This is a genomic window from Runella aurantiaca (genome assembly GCF_003339505.1).
In the GTDB taxonomy this organism is placed as follows: Bacteria; Bacteroidota; Bacteroidia; order Cytophagales; family Spirosomataceae; genus Runella; species Runella aurantiaca.
Window position 1 is genome coordinate 32,299 of record NZ_QPIW01000017.1, and the last position, 21,159, is coordinate 53,457.

Annotated in this window: 20 protein-coding genes; 8 read left to right on the forward strand and 12 right to left on the reverse strand. The window is 44.5% G+C overall.

Features of this window, described 5'->3' with window-relative positions; translation table 11 throughout:
* Positions 1–359: 359 nt before the first annotated feature.
* From DVG78_RS18945 to DVG78_RS18970, 4 genes are all read left to right on the forward strand, one after another.
* Positions 360–3,557, forward strand: coding sequence for a S41 family peptidase (locus DVG78_RS18945; RefSeq protein WP_114462622.1), 3,198 nt, complete (start codon positions 360–362; stop codon positions 3,555–3,557).
* A 201-nt stretch (positions 3,558–3,758) separates the two neighbouring features.
* Positions 3,759–4,271, forward strand: a complete 513-nt coding sequence (locus tag DVG78_RS18955) for a DUF4494 domain-containing protein (protein WP_114069317.1) — start codon at positions 3,759–3,761, stop codon at positions 4,269–4,271.
* A gap of 167 nt (positions 4,272–4,438) precedes the next feature.
* Positions 4,439–5,314 (forward strand): hypothetical protein, encoded by an 876-nt coding sequence (locus tag DVG78_RS18965; protein WP_147277119.1) that lies wholly within the window; start codon positions 4,439–4,441, stop codon positions 5,312–5,314.
* Positions 5,315–5,395: 81 nt separating this feature from the next.
* On the forward strand, positions 5,396–5,764 hold the full coding sequence (locus DVG78_RS18970) for a LytTR family DNA-binding domain-containing protein (protein WP_114462709.1): 369 nt from the start codon (positions 5,396–5,398) through the stop codon (positions 5,762–5,764).
* 42 nt (positions 5,765–5,806) lie between these two features.
* Here DVG78_RS18970 and DVG78_RS18975 read toward each other — a convergent pair whose 3' ends face one another.
* The 6 genes from DVG78_RS18975 to DVG78_RS19000 all read right to left on the reverse strand — a co-directional run bounded on the left by DVG78_RS18975 (position 5,807) and on the right by DVG78_RS19000 (position 12,499).
* Positions 5,807–6,631, reverse strand: coding sequence for a toxin-antitoxin system YwqK family antitoxin (locus DVG78_RS18975; protein WP_114462626.1), 825 nt, complete (start codon positions 6,629–6,631; stop codon positions 5,807–5,809).
* Between the two features lie 93 nt (positions 6,632–6,724).
* Positions 6,725–7,756 carry an oxygenase MpaB family protein gene (locus DVG78_RS18980; RefSeq protein WP_114462627.1) on the reverse strand — a complete coding sequence of 344 codons (1,032 nt, stop codon included), beginning with the start codon at positions 7,754–7,756 and terminating at the stop codon, positions 6,725–6,727.
* A 102-nt stretch (positions 7,757–7,858) separates the two neighbouring features.
* Positions 7,859–8,851, reverse strand: coding sequence for a mevalonate kinase family protein (locus DVG78_RS18985; RefSeq protein ID WP_114462710.1), 993 nt, complete (start codon positions 8,849–8,851; stop codon positions 7,859–7,861).
* Positions 8,852–8,962: 111 nt separating this feature from the next.
* Positions 8,963–11,254, reverse strand: coding sequence for a TonB family protein (locus tag DVG78_RS18990; protein ID WP_114462628.1), 2,292 nt, complete (start codon positions 11,252–11,254; stop codon positions 8,963–8,965).
* Between the two features lie 43 nt (positions 11,255–11,297).
* A complete protein-coding gene (locus tag DVG78_RS18995; RefSeq protein ID WP_114069313.1) occupies positions 11,298–11,654 on the reverse strand; it encodes a BlaI/MecI/CopY family transcriptional regulator in 357 nt (118 codons plus the stop codon).
* A 395-nt stretch (positions 11,655–12,049) separates the two neighbouring features.
* Entirely contained in the window at positions 12,050–12,499 is a 450-nt protein-coding gene (locus tag DVG78_RS19000; RefSeq protein WP_114462711.1) for a RidA family protein, read from the reverse strand.
* Positions 12,500–12,590: 91 nt separating this feature from the next.
* On the opposite strand from DVG78_RS19000, the gene DVG78_RS19005 reads away from it, so the two are divergent.
* A complete protein-coding gene (locus tag DVG78_RS19005; RefSeq protein ID WP_114462629.1) occupies positions 12,591–12,890 on the forward strand; it encodes an SCP2 sterol-binding domain-containing protein in 300 nt (99 codons plus the stop codon).
* Between the two features lie 66 nt (positions 12,891–12,956).
* On the opposite strand, the gene DVG78_RS19010 is transcribed toward DVG78_RS19005, so the two are convergent.
* The 6 genes from DVG78_RS19010 to DVG78_RS19035 all read right to left on the reverse strand — a co-directional run bounded on the left by DVG78_RS19010 (position 12,957) and on the right by DVG78_RS19035 (position 17,941).
* Complete coding sequence (locus tag DVG78_RS19010; RefSeq protein ID WP_114070455.1) at positions 12,957–13,136, reverse strand: BF3379 family histone-like protein; 180 nt, start codon at positions 13,134–13,136, stop codon at positions 12,957–12,959.
* A 268-nt stretch (positions 13,137–13,404) separates the two neighbouring features.
* Positions 13,405–13,968: a DinB family protein gene (locus DVG78_RS19015; RefSeq protein ID WP_114462630.1), complete on the reverse strand. Its 564-nt coding sequence runs from the start codon at positions 13,966–13,968 to the stop codon at positions 13,405–13,407.
* A gap of 37 nt (positions 13,969–14,005) precedes the next feature.
* On the reverse strand, positions 14,006–14,356 hold the full coding sequence (locus DVG78_RS19020) for an MmcQ/YjbR family DNA-binding protein (protein ID WP_114462631.1): 351 nt from the start codon (positions 14,354–14,356) through the stop codon (positions 14,006–14,008).
* Positions 14,353–14,541 carry a DUF6728 family protein gene (locus tag DVG78_RS19025; RefSeq protein WP_114069309.1) on the reverse strand — a complete coding sequence of 63 codons (189 nt, stop codon included), beginning with the start codon at positions 14,539–14,541 and terminating at the stop codon, positions 14,353–14,355. Before DVG78_RS19025 ends, DVG78_RS19020 begins: the two co-directional genes overlap by 4 nt.
* A gap of 61 nt (positions 14,542–14,602) precedes the next feature.
* Positions 14,603–16,612, reverse strand: a complete 2,010-nt coding sequence (gene ispG / locus DVG78_RS19030; RefSeq protein WP_114462632.1) for a (E)-4-hydroxy-3-methylbut-2-enyl-diphosphate synthase — start codon at positions 16,610–16,612, stop codon at positions 14,603–14,605.
* A gap of 99 nt (positions 16,613–16,711) precedes the next feature.
* Positions 16,712–17,941, reverse strand: coding sequence for a chorismate-binding protein (locus DVG78_RS19035; protein WP_114462712.1), 1,230 nt, complete (start codon positions 17,939–17,941; stop codon positions 16,712–16,714).
* Between the two features lie 662 nt (positions 17,942–18,603).
* Between DVG78_RS19035 and DVG78_RS19040 the strand changes: the two genes are divergently transcribed.
* From DVG78_RS19040 to DVG78_RS19050, 3 genes are all read left to right on the forward strand, one after another.
* A complete protein-coding gene (locus DVG78_RS19040; protein WP_114462633.1) occupies positions 18,604–19,488 on the forward strand; it encodes a carboxypeptidase-like regulatory domain-containing protein in 885 nt (294 codons plus the stop codon).
* 210 nt (positions 19,489–19,698) lie between these two features.
* Positions 19,699–20,247 carry a DUF4833 domain-containing protein gene (locus tag DVG78_RS19045; protein ID WP_114462634.1) on the forward strand — a complete coding sequence of 183 codons (549 nt, stop codon included), beginning with the start codon at positions 19,699–19,701 and terminating at the stop codon, positions 20,245–20,247.
* Between the two features lie 44 nt (positions 20,248–20,291).
* Positions 20,292–21,116: a sterol desaturase family protein gene (locus tag DVG78_RS19050; protein ID WP_114462635.1), complete on the forward strand. Its 825-nt coding sequence runs from the start codon at positions 20,292–20,294 to the stop codon at positions 21,114–21,116.
* Positions 21,117–21,159: the final 43 nt, after the last annotated feature.

A 21,159-nucleotide genomic window follows, 5' to 3' on the forward strand; every position in this document is an offset into this window, starting at 1 on the left:
AGTTCTTATATCAAGTTTCGACAAAATTTAATTTTATGTATGTTTATTTACGCCCAACATAACAGAATAAATTATTCAAATAATACCATTTTTCAATTCTAATAAAAGCGTTATTTCCTGCATATTTGGGCTATTTCTCATCTTTTTTTAGCCAAGAATACGCCTCAACCACTGCTTTGTTTTGTACTATTTAGCTCGTCGTTCATCAAAAGTAAAATCATTGACCAAATTTAAAGGCACAGAAGCACCAAGATGCGACGAACTGGCATAAATTGAATTCCAAAACTGGGAAGCGGTTACGCATTAATTTCCTATTTTTGGCAAAACAACCCTTTTACGTAACAATCACTTACTAAGCCATGTTAAAACCCTTTTTTAGCGTCCCCATTTTTACAGCCATTTACGCTTTCATCCCCCTACTTTCTGTCGCACAATCGGAAGTTCATTTTGCTACCCACCCTACCCTCAGCCCTGACGCCAGCGCGATAGTCTTCGCGTACGAATCTGACCTCTGGAAAACAGACTTAGGGACAGGCCTCACTACCCGAATTACGGCCATGCAGGGCAGTGAATCACACCCGCGTATTTCGCCCGACGGCAAATGGCTGGCGTTTAGCGGCACCGAAAACGGCAACAGCGACGTCTACCTTATGCCCATAGAAGGCGGTAGCATCCAACAGCTCACCCATCACAGTACCTACGATTTGGTGGAAGCGTGGTCATGGGATTCGCAAACCATTTATTTTGAGTCTGGCCCACAAAACGGAGGAACTACGTTTGCGGTTTCAATCAAAGGGGGTACGCCCCGCCGCCTGTTCAAACATTATTTCAATCGCACCCACAACATCGTCGAAAGCCCAACGGGAGAGTTTTTTTTCAACGACACTTGGGAAAGCGACCAGCAGGCCATGCGCAAAGGTTACAAGGGCGATTTTAACCCTGATATTCAATCGTACAACCCCAAAACCAACGCTTACAAAAAATACACGGAGTACCGAGGCAAGGATATGTGGGCTACCGTTGACCGCAATGCCAACGTGTTTTTTGTCTCCGATGAGGCCAACGGTGAGTACAATCTTTACACCTTTCTCAACGGTCAAAAAACGGCTTTGACGTCCTTTAAAGAATCCATCAAACGCCCGCAGGTGAGCGCCGACGGCCGTAAAGTGGTGTTTGAAAAAGATTATCAGCCGTGGATTTACGACGTAGCCACCAAAACCAGCGCCCCCGTTAAGCTCAACATTGTCCGCAATTTTACGCTTTCCAAAGGCCAAGACTTTAAAGTGAACGGCAATATTTCAGCGTTTGACGTTGCCCCCGACAACAAGAAACTGGCCTTCGTCGCACGCGGAGAACTGTTTGTTTCCGACCTAGAAGGCAAGTTTGTCAAACAACTCAAAACCACCCCCAACGAGCGGGTGCTGGAAGTAAAATGGCTCGCCGACACCATGACCCTGTTGATTGGCCAAACGGTAGGGGGCTATCAAAATTGGTTCACGATGCGTGCCGACGGCAAAGGTGTGCTTACTCCAATCACCAAGGAAGCCCAAAGTAATCGCCAAATTTCGTTCAACAAAGACCGCACGCTGGGCGTCTACCTCAGCGGCCGCAATGAAGTCCGCACGATTGACCTCAAAACGAAAGAAAGCACTACCATCGTCAAAGATGAATTATGGGGTTTTTACAATGATTCGCCCCGCTTTTCGCCCAACAGCGAGTATGTGATGTTTACGACTTATCGCAATTTTGAAAAGGATATTTTTCTGCATCATTTGAAGAAAAACGAAACCATCAATTTGACCAATACGGGCATTTCTGAAGGCGAACCGGTGTGGTCGCCAGATAGCAAATACATCTATTTTTCGTCAGACCGGCTCAATCCGAGTTATCCTTTCGGGCCACGTAAGCAAAAGGTGTACCGACTCGCGCTGACCAAACTGGAAGACCCGTACCGTTTGGAAAAATTTGAGGAGTTGTTTAAGCCCGAAGAAAAAAAGAAAGACGCCGAACCAGAAAAGAAAGTTGACGATAAGAAAAAGAAAAAAGGCCAAAAAGACGACAAGCCCAAAGCGGAAAAACCTAAAAAAGAGGAGAAACCTATCGAGATTGATTTGACGGATATATGGGAACGCATGGAACAGGTGGGGCCGTCGTATGGACAACAAGGCACACCGGCGGTGATTCAGAAAGACGCCAAAACCTACGTGTACTACATATCTGACCATCAGGAAGGAAACGACAAACTTTGGCGCAGCATCTATGAGCCTTTTCAGAAAACCAAAACCGAAAAAGCCGACGATGCCGATGAGTATGAGCTGGTTCAGACGGGCGACAAATACTACATCTTAACCGACGGAAAAATCAAGAAATTCAACTACGAAACCAACAAAGCCGACGAAGTCGAAATCAACCATACCTTCCGTCGTAGCTTAGAGGAGGAGTTTAGGCAGATGTACTACGAGGCATGGGCGGGTGTTGAAGAGAATTTTTACAACGAAACCTTCCACGGCGCCGACTGGAAAGTTTTGCGGGACCGCTACGCTAAATTCCTGCCGTTTCTTAACCGACGCGAAGATTTCAGGACGTTGTTTAATGACATGCTCGGCGAACTCAACGCATCGCATTTGGGCTTTTATTCAAACGGAAAAGAAGAGGACGTTTTTTACAAATCGCAAACGATGGAGTCAGGTATACTCTTTGACACGCAGCGTCCTTACGTGGTCGAGCGCGTGGTAAAACGCAGTGCCGCCGACAAACACGGCAAAAAAATCTTGCCTGGCGATGTGCTGACGCACGTAAACGGGCTGGCCGTAGATACGCTCCAAAACCGCGATTTTTATTTTACCAAACCCTCCACCGACACCGAGTTGGAACTGAGTTTCCGTCGCAAGGGTGCCGATACAGCTTACACCGTGCGAGTACATCCGCAGGGGTCGCTTTCGGGAAATCTGTACGACGAATGGATGGATTGGAATCAAAAATACGTGGATGATAAATCAAAAAACCGCATTGCGTACGTCCACATGAAAGACATGGGCTTGGGACAATACGACAAATTTGTGCAGGATATGACCCGCGATTGGTACAAAAAAGACGCTTTGATTTTGGATTTACGCTACAACACAGGCGGCAATGTGCACGATTTGGTCCTAAATTTCTTGGCCCAAAAGCCTTATTTACAGTGGAAATACCGCGAAGGAGCGCTCACGCCACAGCCCAATTTTGGCGTAGCGGCCAAACCGATTGTGCTGTTAATCAACGAACAATCGTTGTCTGACGCCGAAATGACCGCGACGGGTTTTAAGGCGCTCAAACTCGGAAAAATCATCGGCACAGAAACCTACCGCTGGATTATTTTCACTTCAGGCAAAGGACTCGTAGATGGCTCTTTTTACCGCCTACCCGCATGGGGCTGCTACACGTTGGATGGCAAAAACATTGAGAAAGAAGGCACTACGCCCGACATTTACGTCAAGCAGACCTTCACCGACCGCCTAACCGACAAAGACCCCCAACTCGACAAAGCCATCGAAGAGATTTTGAAAGACCTCAAATAGAAATTCCATTATCTTTGATGCCCCAATTTAATCGGAAATCGGAAATCGGAAATCGGAAATCGGAAATCGGAAATCGGAAATCGGAAATCGGAAATCGGAAATCAGAAATCAGAAATCAGAAATCGGAAATCAGAAATCGGAAATCAGAAATCAGAAATCAGAAATCAGAAATCAGAAATTCACTAAATCACTCATTACATTATGCCAAGCTGGTACTTAGGAAAAATTAAATATCAACAGGAACAGGAGAACGGAGCGCTCAAATCCATCTCAGAAGCGTATTTGGTGGATGCAGTTTCGTACACCGACGCCGAGGCGCGCCTGTACGGCATCGTGGCCGACAACACCCCCGACTTTCAAATCAGCAGCCTCACCCGCATGAAGCTGTCGGATGTGTTTCACTTTGAAGATGAAGGCGGCGAAAAATGGTTTAAGTGCAAAACGTTTTACGTTTCTATCGACGACAGCAAAGGCGCGGCTAACGTTAAAGAGAAAAAAATTGTGAGTTTTATGCTCGTCAATGCCGACAGCCCCAAGCAAGCCATCGAGCGCATTGAAAAAAGCCTCGCCACCATGCTCATTCCATACGAAATCACTGACGTAAACCTGACGCCGATTCTGGAAGTATACCCCTACTCTCCCGAAGACGACGCGCAGAAAGTCCCCGCTGGCTTTCGCCCGTTAGCAGAAGTACTGGCAGAACAGCAAGGTTAGATTAGCTAACAAAAGCAAAAAAGGGGCGCTGCGAAGTGCCCCTTTTTTGCTTTTCGACCTTTGCCGTCAACATCAGAAAAATTACCCATTTACAGGATGTTTTTCCATGAAAAGTATCCTGAATTTTGTAAGAAAAAAACCTAATGAAAATAACCGCACTATCGTTTATGAAAAATTCTTCAAAATTGTTAGTAGGATTGAGCACCGCTTTAGTATCATTGCTATTACTCGAAAACGCTGTTGCACAGTCGGTTACTATTACTCCTGGCGCTACAAATACCATTCAAACCTCCAATAGCACCAACTATATTGATTTGAAGAAGACCGGCACAAATACCTTCGCGGGATTTCGTTTTCTCCAAAACCAATCAGTGCGCGGAGGGTTATTTTACAATGATGAACAAAACGTAATTAATCTTTCCAACGCCTCCAATTCCCAAGGTTTAATTTGGAACAATACTTCACAAAGGGTTGGGATTGGGGTGAATGCCCCCGATGCACGTTTGCATATTTTAACAAACAGTACCGGTACAGTTCCGCATTTGTTAGTGCAGGAAAACAATAATAGTGACGGGGCAAGAATAAATTTTGAAAACTTTGGGATTGAACGCACATGGACGCTGTATGGAAAAAATTCAAGTTCTACCATACCAAGTGACAATGTTCTTAATATTTATCATTCGTCTTTTGGGAATATTGCCCAGTTTACCGGTGATGGAAATACGCAATTGAATGGCTTTACCCAATTGGGAGCTGATGCCCCTAAAATAAAAGTAAAGAAATTTACGGGCATTCTTGATAATGACGCTTCGACAAGCATAGAAACGGCATTTACGGACTTTTCAAAAATAGTATCATTTACCGGATATATTCTAAGGTCCTCAATACCACAATTGGCAATTAACCCAAATGAGGAAGACAACGATTTTCATTACGTTTTGCGCCTTTTGGGTAATGCACAAAATATTGATATTTTCTTTTCCCAAGTACCTCCGGCTTTGCGAGGCCAAACCTACACCGTCTATATTACGTTTGAAGAATGATTTTTAACAAGCATAAATGGCCTGCTGTAAATGCAGAAGAGGCGCGATAAAAAATACTTCAAATACATCCACCAAGAGCGTATGAACAATTTTCTGGGAGTTATACCGACGGAAAGCGTAATACATTTACCTCGCTTTCAAACCAAAGACGGAGAACACTTTATTGACCTGCGGCGCATTGTGTGTTTAAACGCGCAGCTCAATTACACCATGTTTCAGTTAGATGACGGTGAACGGGTAATTACCTCGTATTCGTTGAGTAGATATGCTGCTTTATTGGAGAAACTGGGGTTCATCAGACTGCATAAATCCCATCTGCTGAATTTGTATTATTTATCACAATGTCAAATCCTGCATTTTGAACGCTTAGTTTTACCTTCCGGTCAAATACTAGAGATTTCCCGAAGGAAAAGAACTGTTCTTCGACGGACCCTTAAATCTCTAAAATAATTTTTCGTCCCTGTTTGAATTCTCAATAACAAATGTACCTTATTACTGCCTCCGCCGCGTCGTTGGGAAAGGCGGTGGCGTGGTGGGTGGCGTTGGGATTTGCTTTTTGGTTTGTGCCATACTTCCCATGTTGGTCGCTAAGTTGGTGAGGTACACATTTCCCGAGCGAAACATCAAGTTGACGGCATACAGCCTATCTGAAGGTACTCCGTCAAAATGGGCGGGAATCCAGCGAGGCATGTCCTTGATGATGTCCGCCAATTGTTGAAGCGTTACAAAAGAACTATTTTTGAACGTATGGAGCGTGGCCACGCTATCGGCTTGCACCAGCAACACAAACGAATAAAATTCCGTGGCCGTTGGCGAAATGTCCTTCAGTTTTTTTCGAAGATACCCCTGCAAGGCATACTCTCCTCCCCGAAACATCGGCTCTCCCGAAAACTCATAAAACTCCACCTCATTTCCGTCCAAATCGTAGCAGTGCTTGTCCTTTCGCATCCCGTTGCGGTACCATTCGCGGCGCTTGATGCTGCCGTCGGGATAAAACACCTTGAACTCCCCAAACTTCTCATTGTTTTTGTAATCGGAAATCCAATACAAATCCCCATTGGGATAAAAACCCTTGGCAAACCCCTGACGAATCCCCTCTTTATAATCCTTGAAATTGGTTTCGGTGAGCAGCCGCCCCGCTTTATCAAAAATCCGGAGCGTAGCAAAGCGCTTTTTTTTATCGTAAAAAGTCACTTCTTCGTCGTGGGTAGAAAAGCTTTTACGCTGTACGGTAGTCGCAAGGGTATCCGCTAAAAAGGCGTTGGCCTCTCCTGCCAGCAGCCAACAAAACCCTAGACAAATGATGAAGATTTTCATAGCCTTAAACGTTTACTTACGCTAAAAAAAGCAGTATAAACAACAAATTTCCCCACTAAAGTAATATAAATTTCATAAAAAGTCAGGGCTTGTTTACCGCCCATATTTTTCAAAAACGGGAGAAGACGCGCGCGGTTGACGAAACAACTTCTGAAAAATGGGAACCTGTGCGGTAAACTTGATAATTCCCTCTTCCAAAGGCACTTGTGGGATAGCCAACAAATCTGCCACCTCTTTTCCCAACAAAAATCGCATCTGAGCCAACGGAAAATTTTGCAGCGCGGGCTGAGGAGCCTGTTGTTGGAGTACCTTGGTCAGCGCTTTGGTGAGGCCGACGCCTGCCTCTGAGGCCTTAAACTGTCGGAGAAAAATAGCGCGGTCTAAATGAAATGCTTCGCGTAGATTAAGGGGCAAAATGGATTCTTCCACCCCCAGCAACGCCCCTACTACACTCCAAAAGTGAAGAAAATCGGCTTCATCCGCTTCGGCGGCGGTGATTCCCAACTTACGAAGCCCCCGAATGACGATGTAAGAAAATGCTAGGTTGGTTCCCGCCATATCTTCCTGATTGATAGGCACTCCCCAAGCGGGGTTCCATTGTTCGGCGTGTTTGGTAAAATACCGAATTACGGCGTGCATCAGGCGAATCTTAAGAATCCGCACCCCGTTGCGGCCGTTGCGCCAATCGCGTTCTTGCATGACACCGTACACAAATTCGCCCGTTTCTTCCAAACGCTTGAAGGTATCATTTTTGATGCGTTGCGACTGCCAAAGTACCTGCGCTCCGTCGGCGGCGGCGTAGCAGTAAGGCAGTGAATAGCAACCTAATATCAACGCAATTTGCTCGTTGTATTTCCAAAAAAACGCCATTCCCTTGTCCATTTTGGCCAAGTCGGCAAAAGCAGGAAGGCGGTTGTGTAAGGCAAAAAAAGTCTGAACAAAAGGTGGTTGTTCTTCGATAGAGAGAAGTTCGGGATTTCCTAAAAAACGCATAAATTCAGCCAATCGTGCTCTGCCACCGTCGGCGGCGAGTTGTTTTACGACGGCATCAGCGTCAGCATCTCCCACTTGACGATACGGAGTCAGTAAGTTATTATCAAAAATTCGGGTGGAAAGTATCGGCATCGCGAGTCAAAATATAGTCAGGAAATAGTTATCGAGCCATATCGTTGTGGTATCACCTCCCAACGCAAAGCACCACCTAACAACTCCTGCCTAATTAACGACTCAAACAATAAAAGGTTTGATGACGCGGGCGTTTTGTTTTTTAAGTTCTACAAACAACCGATTGAGCATTTCTTCGTCGCGATAAATGCCGATAATCGAGCCTCCCGAACCCGTAAAAGAAGCCGAAGCACCGCAACTACGGGCGGTTTCAATCATGGCACGGTTGCGGTCGGTGATGGTCATAATCTCGGCACGGTGGTCCAGATTTTGATTGACGAGTTCGTTCAAACGGTCGTAGTTTTGCGCTTTAATTACCCCACGGCCTTCTTCGGCTACGCCTGCGATATTTTGCAGCGTACCCACCACGTGAGGCTCACCTTGCTCCCATCGCTGGCGAATATTGTTCAACACTTTTCCCGAAACCTTGCTCAGGTCCGTTTTGTAGGCAATGTATAGTTTTGGCAGCAAGCGCGGGTCAATGGGCTCGTAGTAGCCGTAGCCTTGTTTTTCAATCAAATCCCGCGAAAAATCCATGTACACGCAGCCTTCGTAGCATTGAATGACGCGATCTTGCAAACCCGCCGTAATCCCCAACTCCTCGACTTCTGCTTTTAACGCCAATGTGGGCAACAGGGGCAGCGGAATTTCTACCTTATAAAACTGCATCAACGCCCGCAAGGTAGCTACCACAATGGCACTCGACCCAGCCAAACCCACCTGACGCGGAATAGTGGTTCGGTAGCGAATGGTAAAATTTTGATTGGGCAACCGAATCGCTTCACTTTCGCAATATTCCACAAATTTCTTGATGGCCGCCTTCACCAACGGAATCCCCCCATGGTATCCCAAAGTGCTGATTGTATCGCGTAAATGGTATATATTTTTAAACACATTGGAATCCTGCGTTTGCGGCTCAATCTCCAACTCGGGCGATTCGTGCAGCGTGATGGAAGCGCCAAAATTGCGAACCGAAATAGAAATGGTTTTGCCATAATACCCATCAGAGGGGTTTCCTAAAAGCCCTGCACGGGCATAAGCACGGGTTTCAATCATTTTTGTGTATTTGTCACGTATTGTCACGCTGTAAGCGCCTATTATCACCGCAAAATAACAACAAAAAAGCGAAGGCACTGCCTCCGCTTCTGTACTAATTTGCTGTGTGGGCTAGTTTTTCTTTTTTAACGTAATAATCAATACGCCTTTCTTGGTCGAGTCACCTCCGTATTTTTTAATCGAAGCTTCATCTTTTAATACTTGTACTTGGTCTATACGCTCGGGAGATATAGTTTCAAATACTTCTCTTGTAATGGGTTTGCCATCTAGAATTAAGATTGCATCTTTGATATTCGTCCCCGCCTGCTCTTTCGTTTTGGCATGTTGCTTGGTTGTGATATATACCACTCCATTTTTTCCCTTCTCCCCGTGTATACTTGTTGCCGACTCATTTTTCAAGATACTGATATTGTCAATTTCATCGGGAGTAATTATTTTATTTAATTGTTCCTGAGTCATTTCCTTACCATCGAGGATGTAAATAGGCTCAGACTTGGGTAAACTTGTAATCTTTAAATTAGGTGTATCATCAATTAAATGAACCTGCTTTTCCGTTTTTTTCTCCAACACAAACGAAACAGGCAAACTACACTTTGCATCCACGAGCTGCCCATCTTTTAAAGCAGGATTCCAACGGGGCATTTTTGAAATTAATCTTATGGCCTCGGCATCGGCACCAAAACCAATCCCTTTGTCTATCACAATGTCTTTGATAACTCCTTCTTTAGTAACCGTAAAACTCACCAACACAATTCCTTCCACGTTCGCTCTAGCGGCAGCTGTGGGGTATTTTAGATTGGTGGAGAAATATTGGCTCAACGCTGGGGTTCCCCCTGGAAATTCAGGATTTTTGTCACCATTGGATAAAGTAACGGATTTTTTCTCCAATACAAACGCAATAGGCAAGTTGTACTGTACAGCTACGGCTTTCCCATTTTGTTTACCAGGATTCCATTTGGGCATATTTAGCGTTACCCGGAGGGCTTCCTCGTCACAGCCAAAACCGATACCTTTCGAGATTCTGGGGTCACGAATGTCTCCGTCTTCGCCTACCACAAACTGCACAAACACTTTTCCCTGCACATTGGCACGTTGAGCGGCCGCAGGATACTTAATATTGCGCCCTAAATACCTTCCCAATTCGCTCATTCCGCCCGGAAACTCAGGATTTTGCTCTACTACCGTAAAAACCTCACCATTCTTTGTCAGTTTTGACTTATCCTGTTCTGCTACTGCCTCCTTTGATGGTTCATTGCCGTACGCAACCACTACTATTTCATTTAACTCTTTTGGTTCGAGTTGCATTATTACGTTTTGCTCACTTTGCGTAACGTCTAGCACCTGCGTTTTAAACCCAACAAACGAAAACACCAACTGCTTTCCTTTGAGGACTTTAATCATATAATTCCCATCAAAGTCGGTAATTGTACCTTGTTGGGTATTTGCCACAATAACCGCTACCCCTGGCAAGCCTTTGCCATCTTGGGTCGTTATGCGGCCTTTTACGGTAAGTTCTTCGGTCATTACCTGCTCATTATCGGGCACTTCCGATTCTGCCCGGCGGGCAGCCACGAGCACTACTAACCCTATAATAATAGGCACTGCCAACAAATAGCGGCCCAATACCCAGCGTGAACTACGATTTTTTGTCAACATGGCGATTCTATTTTTAAGTTGAGTGGCATCAAAAAAGTTATTGGTTAAAACATTGGGCGAAACCCCAAAAGCATATCCTACCAAGGTGTGCGCATACTGCATTCGGTCACCGTTGGTAGCCCGCTCATCGGCAATGAACTCGTGGATTTCTTTGAGCGAGCGTTTGAAAAAAATCAGAATGGGATTGAACCACCAAAACACGTGAACCAATTCCAGCCACAACAAATCCAAACTGTGCCGCTCCTGAATATGCACCAGTTCGTGGCGCAGTACCACATCGCCGTAGGTTTCAGCGTCTTTTTGACTCACGACCAAGTAATTCAGAAACGAAAACGACGAAATAGACCCATCAACTGCCCGCACCAAAATGTATTTTCCAGCGCGTTGACGCTCCCCAGCACGGATAATTTTGAGCACTTGCCACAAACGAAAGCCCAAACGCCCGAGCATCACCAACACCCCTAACCCATATACGAGCCACAGCATTTGCTCGGTAGTCATAAAGGGGTCTTCTACGGGTTGGTACACCACCGTCGTGGGTTCAAGGCTGATTTGGGTTATCGGCAACGGCTCAGGGGCTTTCTCGGTCAACACCACAAAGGGAGCCGCCAACGCAATCAAAAGGGCTGCTAATAGGTAAAAACGATTGAAGGTAAAATAGGTGTGTTTGCGCAGCAAAAGCCAATACAGGCCATACAAGGCTACCATCCCTGCACTTGCTTTGAAAAGATAAATGAACGATTCCATGATTTTTGAAACGTTTGAAGTGGACAATTATCGAAACATCTCCCTAGCGTTTTAACATCTTAATGATTTCGTCGGCATCTTGAAGGCTGATGTTTTTGTCCTGCACAAAAAACGACACCAGCTCTTTCAATGAACCTTCAAAGTAATTATCTACCAGCTTATTAGCTTCGTAGGCACGATAATCTTCCTTGCTGACAATCGGGAAATATTCGTAGGTTTTTCCGCTGATGGCGCGGTGGTCGATGAAGCCCTTTTGCTCCAAAATACGGATAAACGTAGACACAGTATTGTAGGCAGGTTTGGGCTCGGGCAAGTGTTCAATCACATCCCAGACTACCCCTTTTTCTAAATCCCACAGGATTTGCATGATTTCCTGTTCGGCTTTGGTGAGTTCTCTCATTTCGTTAAATCGTTGGTTAAAATAATTATTAAAGTAGGTAACTAACTCCCCGACCGACAGTTCAATACGGCGAATCGGGTTGATTGAGTAAAGTGAAACAAAATAACAACTAAAATTTTAGTTTTACAAATTAATCAACTAATTTTTTAGTAATACTTTTACCAAAGCCGTTTTTCATCCTTCTGATAGTTGTTTAAGTAATCAAGCAAAAGAAATCGTGTGTTTTTCCAAAATGGAAATGCAGGTGCGCTTGGTTGCTTACAACCAAGCACAAGGGTTACTCACAACCCAATGCAGTTCAAACACATTAAAATTTATGCCCAAACACTTATCAACTACCCGTCCGACGGTTTGAAACCGTCAGACGGGTATAGACGGGTACAAAAAAGGGGGATTTACTTCTTGCGTGGGCCACGCACGGCGATTACCGCGATTTCGAGCGCTGCTCCTCCAGGAAGATTATCAACACCAACCGTTGCGCGGGCGGGGAAGTTGCCGTTGAAGTATTTCCCATAAATTTCATTTATTTTGGCAAAGTTGGCGAGGTCTTTTACGTAAATAGTAGTGTTCACAACGTCGTCCATGGAAAGTTTGGCAGCTCCCAATACCGCTTTTATATTCTCCATGATTTGCGTGGCTTCCGCTTCAAATCCTCCTGCTACCAATTGACGTGTTTGGGGATTGAGACCGATTTGACCCGCCACAAAAACCATTCCGTTGGCTTCAATAGCTTGGCTGTATGGCCCGATTGGCGCGGGAGCGGCGTCGGTTTTGATAACGGTTTTTTGGGCAAAGGTCAGCGTAGCCATAAAGAGGAACAGAAATGTAAAACATTTTTTTTTCATAAAAATTGGAAGTGTTATTGTTTGTTGACAAATGAGTAACCTAACTTGCCCCCCAAATTCGTATTTTTCACTCTTAAAAACAACTTTCAGCATGAGCCTTCAATCACTCACTGAACAAATCAAAACCATTGTAGGAACCGACAGTGGCCTAGCTGCATCCGTCAAATTTGTCACCGACGAAGGCGTTATTGTCATCGACGCCAAGCAAGTGCCCAACGTAGTAAGCAACGAAGATGCCCCCGCCGACTGTACGCTGGAAATCTCAACAAGCGACGCCCTCGACATGCTCAGTGGCTCGCTCAACCCGATGATGGCCTACATGAATGGCAAACTCAAAATCGACGGTGATATGGGAGTAGCCATGAAAATAGCCCAAACTTTTGGGGGATAACCCTCAAAAACAAGCGGACCCGACAAATTGCCGAGTCCGCTTCTTAAAGTCTTTTTTCGGAATTACTTATTCCTTCGTGTTTTTGGAATTCTGCACTTCAGCGCGAATAGCCTGAGCTATATTTTTAAGGTCTTGCATTCCTTTGCGCACACGTGTACCGGCAGCCTGATTACCTTTGTTGTAAAACTTATCAAAGTCTCCTTCAAGGCTCATTACTAGATTTTTGATTTCATCAAATTTGGCCATAGTGATTACAAGTTTTATGGTTATAAAAAAGTTTAAAAACGCTCAAATTCGCGTGATTTGGGCGAAATTTAATGATTAAACCATTAAACACAAGTGGTAGCAAAAAAAAAACAATAAAAAAAATGCAATTTTTAATAAAACAAGTACAAGTAAAAAGTTAAATACCTGTAAATCAAAGCATTAACTACTTGTTACTTTTCATCTTTTTTTGGCCGATTTTTCAAAAAAATGGCCATACAAGCCCAAAAAGGGCATTTTTGAAGCTACACTACGATTTAGGAAAGCCCTCCCGCTGCATAACCCGCAGCGCCTGATTGAGATGACGCTGGTGATGAGCAATCGTGAAAAGCAGGACATCTCCCAACCGAAATTTGAGCAATGAAGTAAAAGGCGAAACCACTTTGGTATTCCAGTCGATGGTATCTGCCTTCTGTAAAACCCTCTCCAAGTCCTCGACAATTGCCTTATAGCGGGCCAGTACTTTTTGAGTATCAAGGTGATAAGCCTTGGGTTTAAACATTCCGGGAGCAGGAATCTTGCGGGTCGATTTTGGGTCAACAAACCCCAGCATCATCCGACCGTTGAAACTCATTTCAAACGTCAAAGGCGGTTGAGCGATCGGGGGCGTGTGCTCTACTTTATAATTGAGTTGATTGACGTAGTACTGACTCACCATGTTTAAATGAACAAGGCATTCCAATATTCCCCATTGGTCAGGTGCAGGTTTCCACTGAATTTTTGCCTCGGAGAGGGATTCAAATTCCTGAGTAACCGTTTGTTTAATCTGTTGAAGCTGTTGTAATAAATCCTGACGAGTGGCAAGAACATCCATGATAAAATAATGGTTGAGGGTGAAGGTGGCACTTGTGTTAAACCAACTGCTCCCTTACCTTACCGGGCAATGATTGTACCACCAAATCGTACGAATGGTCAATCCATTCGCGAAGAACCGCGTCTTTGATAGAGCCATCAATGATAACCGTATTCCAATGTTTTTTATTCATATGATACCCCGGAAGTACGCAATCGTGCTCTTCGCGCAATTGAGTCGCTTTTTCGGGGTCACATTTCAGATTGATACTGAACGGAGTACGGTCGAGCGTGGTCAGGGCAAATACTTTCCCCGCTACTTTGTACGCAATGGTTTCTGGTCCAAAGGGAAGTTCTTCGGTTACTCCTTTTTTAGTAAGGCAATAAGCCTGAAATGATTCTATATTCATCGGCTCAAAAAACGATAAAGCATTACACCGATACAAAACAAAAACATGATAATGGAAATACGGTTAATTCCGTGCATCATGCGGAGCGATGAGGTGTTGGGCCGCGATGGGTCTGGCTTCTTAAATACCCGAATGAAGTACCCAAACACTTCACTCATTTGAAAAAATTCGATGAAACGTTTCATAATTACAATGATCCCATTGCGGGAAGTTTTAATGAAAAGAAAACTTTTTCACTCACTTTGGTTAGAGCTCAATCGCCTCTGGCTCAAACCATTTGCCATCTTCTTTGATGATATTGATGAGTTCGTCCACGGCGTTGTTGGCGACCACCGATTTTTTCACTACCTGCTGACCCCGGTACAGCGCAATTTTGTCTTTTCCGATGCCCACGTAGCCATAATCGGCATCCGCCATCTCGCCGGGGCCGTTGACGATACAGCCCATGATTCCGATTTTAACGCCTTTCAAATGGTCGGTTCGCTTACGAATGAGCGCGGTAGTTTCCTGTAAATCAAACAAGGTTCGGCCGCACGACGGGCAGGATATATACTCTGTTTTTGACATTCGGGTGCGGCCCGCCTGCAAGATACCAAATGCAATGCTATTTTGTTGTTTGGCGTATTTCAAACGTTCTTCATTGTCGACTTCAGCCGCATAATGAGCCGAGAGCATGATACCATCCCCAAGGCCATCTACTAGCAGTCCACCGCAATCCGTGGCCGCAAAAAGCGAAAGTTCGTCCGAATTTTCCGTTGAATAGGTTCGCTGAATCACCACTGGACAATTTATTCTTTTGTCTATCAAATCAACCATAAACCGGCGCAAGGCTGGCATGGCGTGGGCATTTTCTGTTTGAAGAAGTAACACCACCGGTACATCCGCGATTTGTTCTTGGGTCAGTTGGGTGGCCGCGTCTATTTTGATAAAATTGAGCGTTGTACTTCTTTCCGTTGCTTGTTCAAACTCGGCCAATGTAAAGAGCGGGAATTGGTGTTCCTGATTACTTGCCATTTTCCAGACTTCGTAGTCAACGATTTCTTTCAGGCCCATGGGCAGCATAAACGTTGAAGGTCGCGCTCCCGTGTAGATAAAATCCACGCCGATGTCATTCATTTTCCATTTGTCGGGCACGGGCAGGTAAAAATGCCCTACGCTGCGCAAATCTTCATATTGGGTCACTTCAATGGCCGAAAGGTCGGCAATGACGCGCGGCACATTCCCCCCACCAAAGTTAAAAACATCTTTCGTTTTCCGACGGCTGTACTGAAATGGATGAATGGGCGATGCTGCCACTATGGGCCGAATGGGCGTTGTTTCAGCAGCGCGATTAGTATAACGGCCAATCAATGCCGCCGCTACTGGTGCTTCAAATTCAGGGTCTTCGGTCAACGAAACCCGCACCGTATCTCCTAGTCCATCTTCCAATAAAGTCCCGATTCCTACCGCCGATTTAATGCGACCGTCCTCTCCTTCTCCTGCTTCGGTTACGCCTAAATGCAGCGGATAAGGCTTCAATCCTTCGGCATCTAAGCGATTGACCAACAGTCGATACGCTTCTACCATCACGAGTGGATTGCTGGATTTCATTGACAGCACCACGTCGTAATAATTAAATTCTTCGCAGATACGCAAAAACTCCAGCGCCGACTCCACCATGCCCAGCGGCGAGTCACCATAGCGGCTCATGATGCGGTCAGAAAGTGAACCGTGATTGGTTCCAATCCGCATCGCGGTACCGTATTCTTTACAAATTTTTAGGAGAGGAATGAATTTTTCGCGAATCCGCTCCAACTCACGTTGGTATTCATCCTCGGTATAATCAATCAGTTCAAAGCGTTTTTTATCGGCATAATTGCCCGGATTGATGCGCACTTTTTCCACAATACGGGCGGCCAATTCGGCGGCATTGGGGGTAAAATGAATATCGGCAATGAGCGGCACGGTGTAGCCGCGCGCGCGCAAACCTTTGCGAATATTTTCTAAATTCTGGGCTTCTTTCACGCTAGGTGCGGTGATACGCACGTATTCACAACCCGACTCTACCATCCGAATCACCTGTTCTATAGAGCCTTCGGTATTCATGGTGTCTACGGTGGTCATGGATTGCACCCGAATCGGATGCTCAGAGCCCAGCGGGATGTCACCAATTTTGACGGTGATGGTTTTACGACGTATGTATTCCGTCAGCGATTGGCTATAATGATACGACGTAATGGCGTCTTGGAGCGAGACCGTGTCGTTGAGCGTCAGCATGAATCTAATTGCAGTTTAAAATGATGAACAGAAACCAGCATTTCGGCTTTTTTCATGCCGTAAATTTAGAGATAAAACCCTAAACAAAAGCTTATTGTTTTATGATTCCTCCAAGACCGCCAGCAAGGTCCGGCATTTCAGCTCGGTTTCCTGCCATTCTTTTTCAGGAACTGAATCTTCCGTAATTCCGCCGCCGCCGTAGAGGGTAGCCATGCCATTGCTTATCTTCATACAGCGCAGATTGACAAACAAATGGGTTTCGGTGTCAATGTTTACTGGCCCCAAATAACCACTATAAAATTCGCGGTCGTAGCCTTCATGCTCCTGAATAAACTGTAAAGCGGGCAATTTGGGCATTCCGCACACCGCCGAAGTGGGATGCAACAGCCCCAGCATGACGGTGCCTAGTTCGGGGAAATTAATGGCTTTTGTATCGACGGCATAATCGCTACGCAAGTGCATCAGATTGCCCGCAACGGCCGTTTTCGGGCCTTCTTCGAGGTATTCCCGCACCCGTATTTTCTTAAAACACGAAATGATATAACGGCTCACGAGCGCTTGCTCTTCAATCTCTTTCTGGGTCCACGGCGCTTGCTTTGGGGGAATCATCTGCCCAGACGCATCAAAAGCCGACTGTGTGCCTGCCAGGGCTACCGTTCTGAAAATCCCTTGTCGATCCACACTCACGAGGGTTTCGGGGGTGGCACCCAACCAAATTTGATTTAAGTGGGGCAAATACACCAAAGAAACAAATGCGTTGGGGTACTTGTCACAAAGTCGTTCAAAAATACCCGTCACCGAAAACGACGCGGGCAAGGCTACGTGCTTGGTTCGGGAAAGAACCACTTTTTGGATTTCACCCGCTTCAATGGCTTTAATGGCTTCTTTGACGGATTGCAAATGAAATTCTTCGGAAGAATTCGTCGGAAAATCACTTACATTTCTCTCATTTTTTGTAACCAAATTCACGCTACGACACGCATTTTCCCACGCTTCTTGGGCAGAACTGGATTCCGTTGGTAGATAATTTTCGGAAACGGGCTCCCCTGTTTCATCAAAACGAATGTGCAAATCTGCCTTGATAAAGAGCGCATCCTCTCCTTCTAAATTCAAAAATGGACTGACCGCAAAGCCCGAAGGCAGGTCTTCTAGCATCATTTTTGTTTTGGGAATATCAGTGCCAAAATTGATAATCAGGTGTTTATCTTTTTGCAGTGGCAAACGCCACAGCGCAACGGCATATCCAAGTTCATACGCCGACTGCCAACCGTGCAGCGGCAAAACTGTTCGCGATGTAATATGTGACTCCGAATCCACTATTCGACGCATTAGTTCATGATTGTGTTTCTGTATGCTCAACACTTTTTAAACCAAAAGTGTCACCAAAAAACGAAAAAACAAGTCATTTCTATGGGGTATTTTCTAAAATTCTACCCAGCAATTCTCTTTCTTAAGTTAGGAATGTGTCTAATTCAAAGAAATTTAGTCCTGATTTTCAATCGTTAATTCCTACCAACGTATAACAATTGTTTAGATTTTCTGTTTTCGACAGATGCACATTCTACCCACAATTTTTTGAAGCGATGTATTTTCCGTCCCCACCTCACCTTTTTAAATACCTACCTCTTTGGCCCAAATATTGCCTCGATAAGTCGAAAAAATGGAATTTAACGTATATCTTTTATCATAACTACCAAAGGTTAAAAAGCACTAAATACAAAAGTACCGTTTGATAACTTTTAAAGTTAACTCATTGATTCTTTGGCAGAATTGTATATTATTGTTAGATAGAGTTTACTCATCAACAGGCTTTAAATACTATTAATCTCTTATTAAATCGGTAATCTCTCTGGAGATTGTGACTGGTAATGATTGCGCTCGTCTAAGAGAAGTCTACTTTACCAGTAAAGATTTACAGTAACCATTACCAAGCCATTATTCATGGGGAAGTATTGCATCATTCATACCCCAAATTGAAAACCCACATTTTTATGAACCCTTCATTGAACACACTCGTCATCCTTCTCATGACTTTACCTGGGATTATTTTAGGGCAATCCCTTGAAATAAAGGGGATTGTACGAGATAAAAATAAAGTTGGTATTCCTTGTGCAACCATTTCATTGAAAAATAAAGCGCAAGGTTACATTACCGACGAAAAAGGCTACTATCAGTTAAATGTAAGCCCAAACGATACTTTGATGGTTTCTTCACCAGGCTTTGAACCCTCTCTCATTAGTATAAAAAATGTAGTTGTTCTATCTCCGTTATTTATTTATCTTGTCCCTAAAGAGCCCCTTCAATTAATCCCAATTGAAAATACAAACCTTTTTCAACGCTCGTCAATGGAGGGAGTGTTCGACCAACCTTCAAGAGCGACTTTTAATGCCGCCCTCGGCCAGAGCGTCGCCCTAAAAATTGAAAACTCAGCGAAAAAGGAAGCTCTTTTAAGTAAGATACATGCCAAATTCGACAAAAAAACACTTGCCCAAACCAAATTAAGAATCAGGGTTTTTTCAATTAGTCCCGTCACTGGGGAGCCTCTTAATGATTTGTTGACCAAGTCTATTATTGTTCCTATCACCTCAGAAACATTTTTATTCGACATCGAACCTTATCACATAGCCATTCCCGCCGAAGGGTGCTTTGTGGGTTTTGATTGGATAGAAATGCCCAAAGGAATCAAAAAACAACCGCAGTCAGCTTCGTCTTACACACAAATTGATTTTTTAAAGCCTTGTTTAAAAACCACCTCGAAAATATGTAGCACCAAGACTTTTTCGAGGGTGTTTGCTTCCGAATGGCGCAGCTGGAACCCACAATCCAGTGAACATTGTCCAAGTAATGTATTTATCGCCGCGACGTTGAAATATTAACCGTTTCATCGGGGCAAAGCACTTTCTTGCTTTAATTCGAACTTGGCTTTAACACGTTGTTTCCAATTTCGGTGCAAAATCGCATCACGCAGGCCAAGATGATGGCATCTAAATGCAATATTTATTCATTTATTTTTCCATTCAAATAGGGGGGGAAACTCAGTAGATTGTCATTAAGGCAGAGGGCATCAGCAATCCCTCCATACAGCTATGAAAATCTACACATTAATTTTTGCGGCCATGGGGCTGTGCTCGTTCCACGCCGTTGACGACTCCCCAAAAATCTCTTTTCCAGAACCGCCAACTTCGGCCAATCATCTATTTTACATTCAGCGTAGCAACGACGCCAATACAGTAATGTACGATGCTAATCTGCTCCCTAACAAACGCTTAAACCCCAAATTTCCTATTGACGTATATTGGATACGTTATGCAGAAAAAGGACAGCGGGAAAAACTTTCCGCCGTACAATGGCAATTGGCGTACGGGTACAAACAGCACATAAATTCGAAAGAAAACGAGTCGGTTGTGATACGCCTTAATGCATTCCAAAACCGCTCATTACAGGTATTATCGCACGAAGGAAAGCCCGCAGCCATTACCCAAATAGATGGTCATGCTTCATTATTAAGAAAAATATTTGTTCAGTTAGAACCTTCGGGCGGGTTTATCCCTAAAGTCCGTTACATAGAATTATTTGGCATAACAATGCACCCCAACAAACACGCTGTTTCTGAACGTATCTATGTAAATCGATAATCTTCAGCCAAGGCTCCCATTATTAAACTATAACGTTTTTCGGAATGACTCCTCAGCAGTTTGAACAAGACTTGCAGCCGCTGTTGCTGTATGCTACCCCTTTGATTTTTATTTGTATTACCGTTGAATATTGGCTAGTGAGGCACGACCCACACCACCGATACGACCACGATGATTTAAAAGCATCGGTGGGTATTGGCCTTGGAAGCCTCCTCATCAATGGTCTTTTTAAGGCCGCGATTGTGGGCGTAAGTTTATTTTGTTACGAAATGGTACCGTGGCGTTTGCCCAATACATGGTGGTCGTGGATTCTGGCTTATTTGGGCATTGACCTTTGTAATTATTTTGCGCATTTCATTGCGCATAAACAGCGCATTTGGTGGGCAACCCACGTCACGCATCATTCATCAGAACATTTTAATTTGGCAACCTCCTTTCGAAACTCATGGACGCAACACATCAAAATCATTTTCTTCTTGCCCGTGTGGCTTTCGGGAATTCACCCTGTGATTACGTTTACCTGCTACCAGATTGATTTACTGTATCAATTCTGGATTCATACCGAAGTGATTCATAAACTGCCTCGCTGGTTTGAATATATTTTTGTAACTCCCTCCCACCACCGGGTGCATCACGGAAAGAATACGCTGTATCTGGATAAAAATTTTGGAACAACGTTCATTCTGTGGGACCGTCTGTTTGGTACATTTCAAGAAGAGACCGAAACGCCCGTGTACGGAATTACGAAACCTGTTGAATCCCAGAACGTCATTTACCTGAATTTTCACGAATGGAGGGATATTATCAGAGAAGTTAGTCAGGCCAAGTCGCTGCGCGAAGCCGCCGCGATTCTTTTTGGCCCACCTTGATATAAAAAAACGTCGGCGAAGTAACTTCGCCGACGTTCAAATC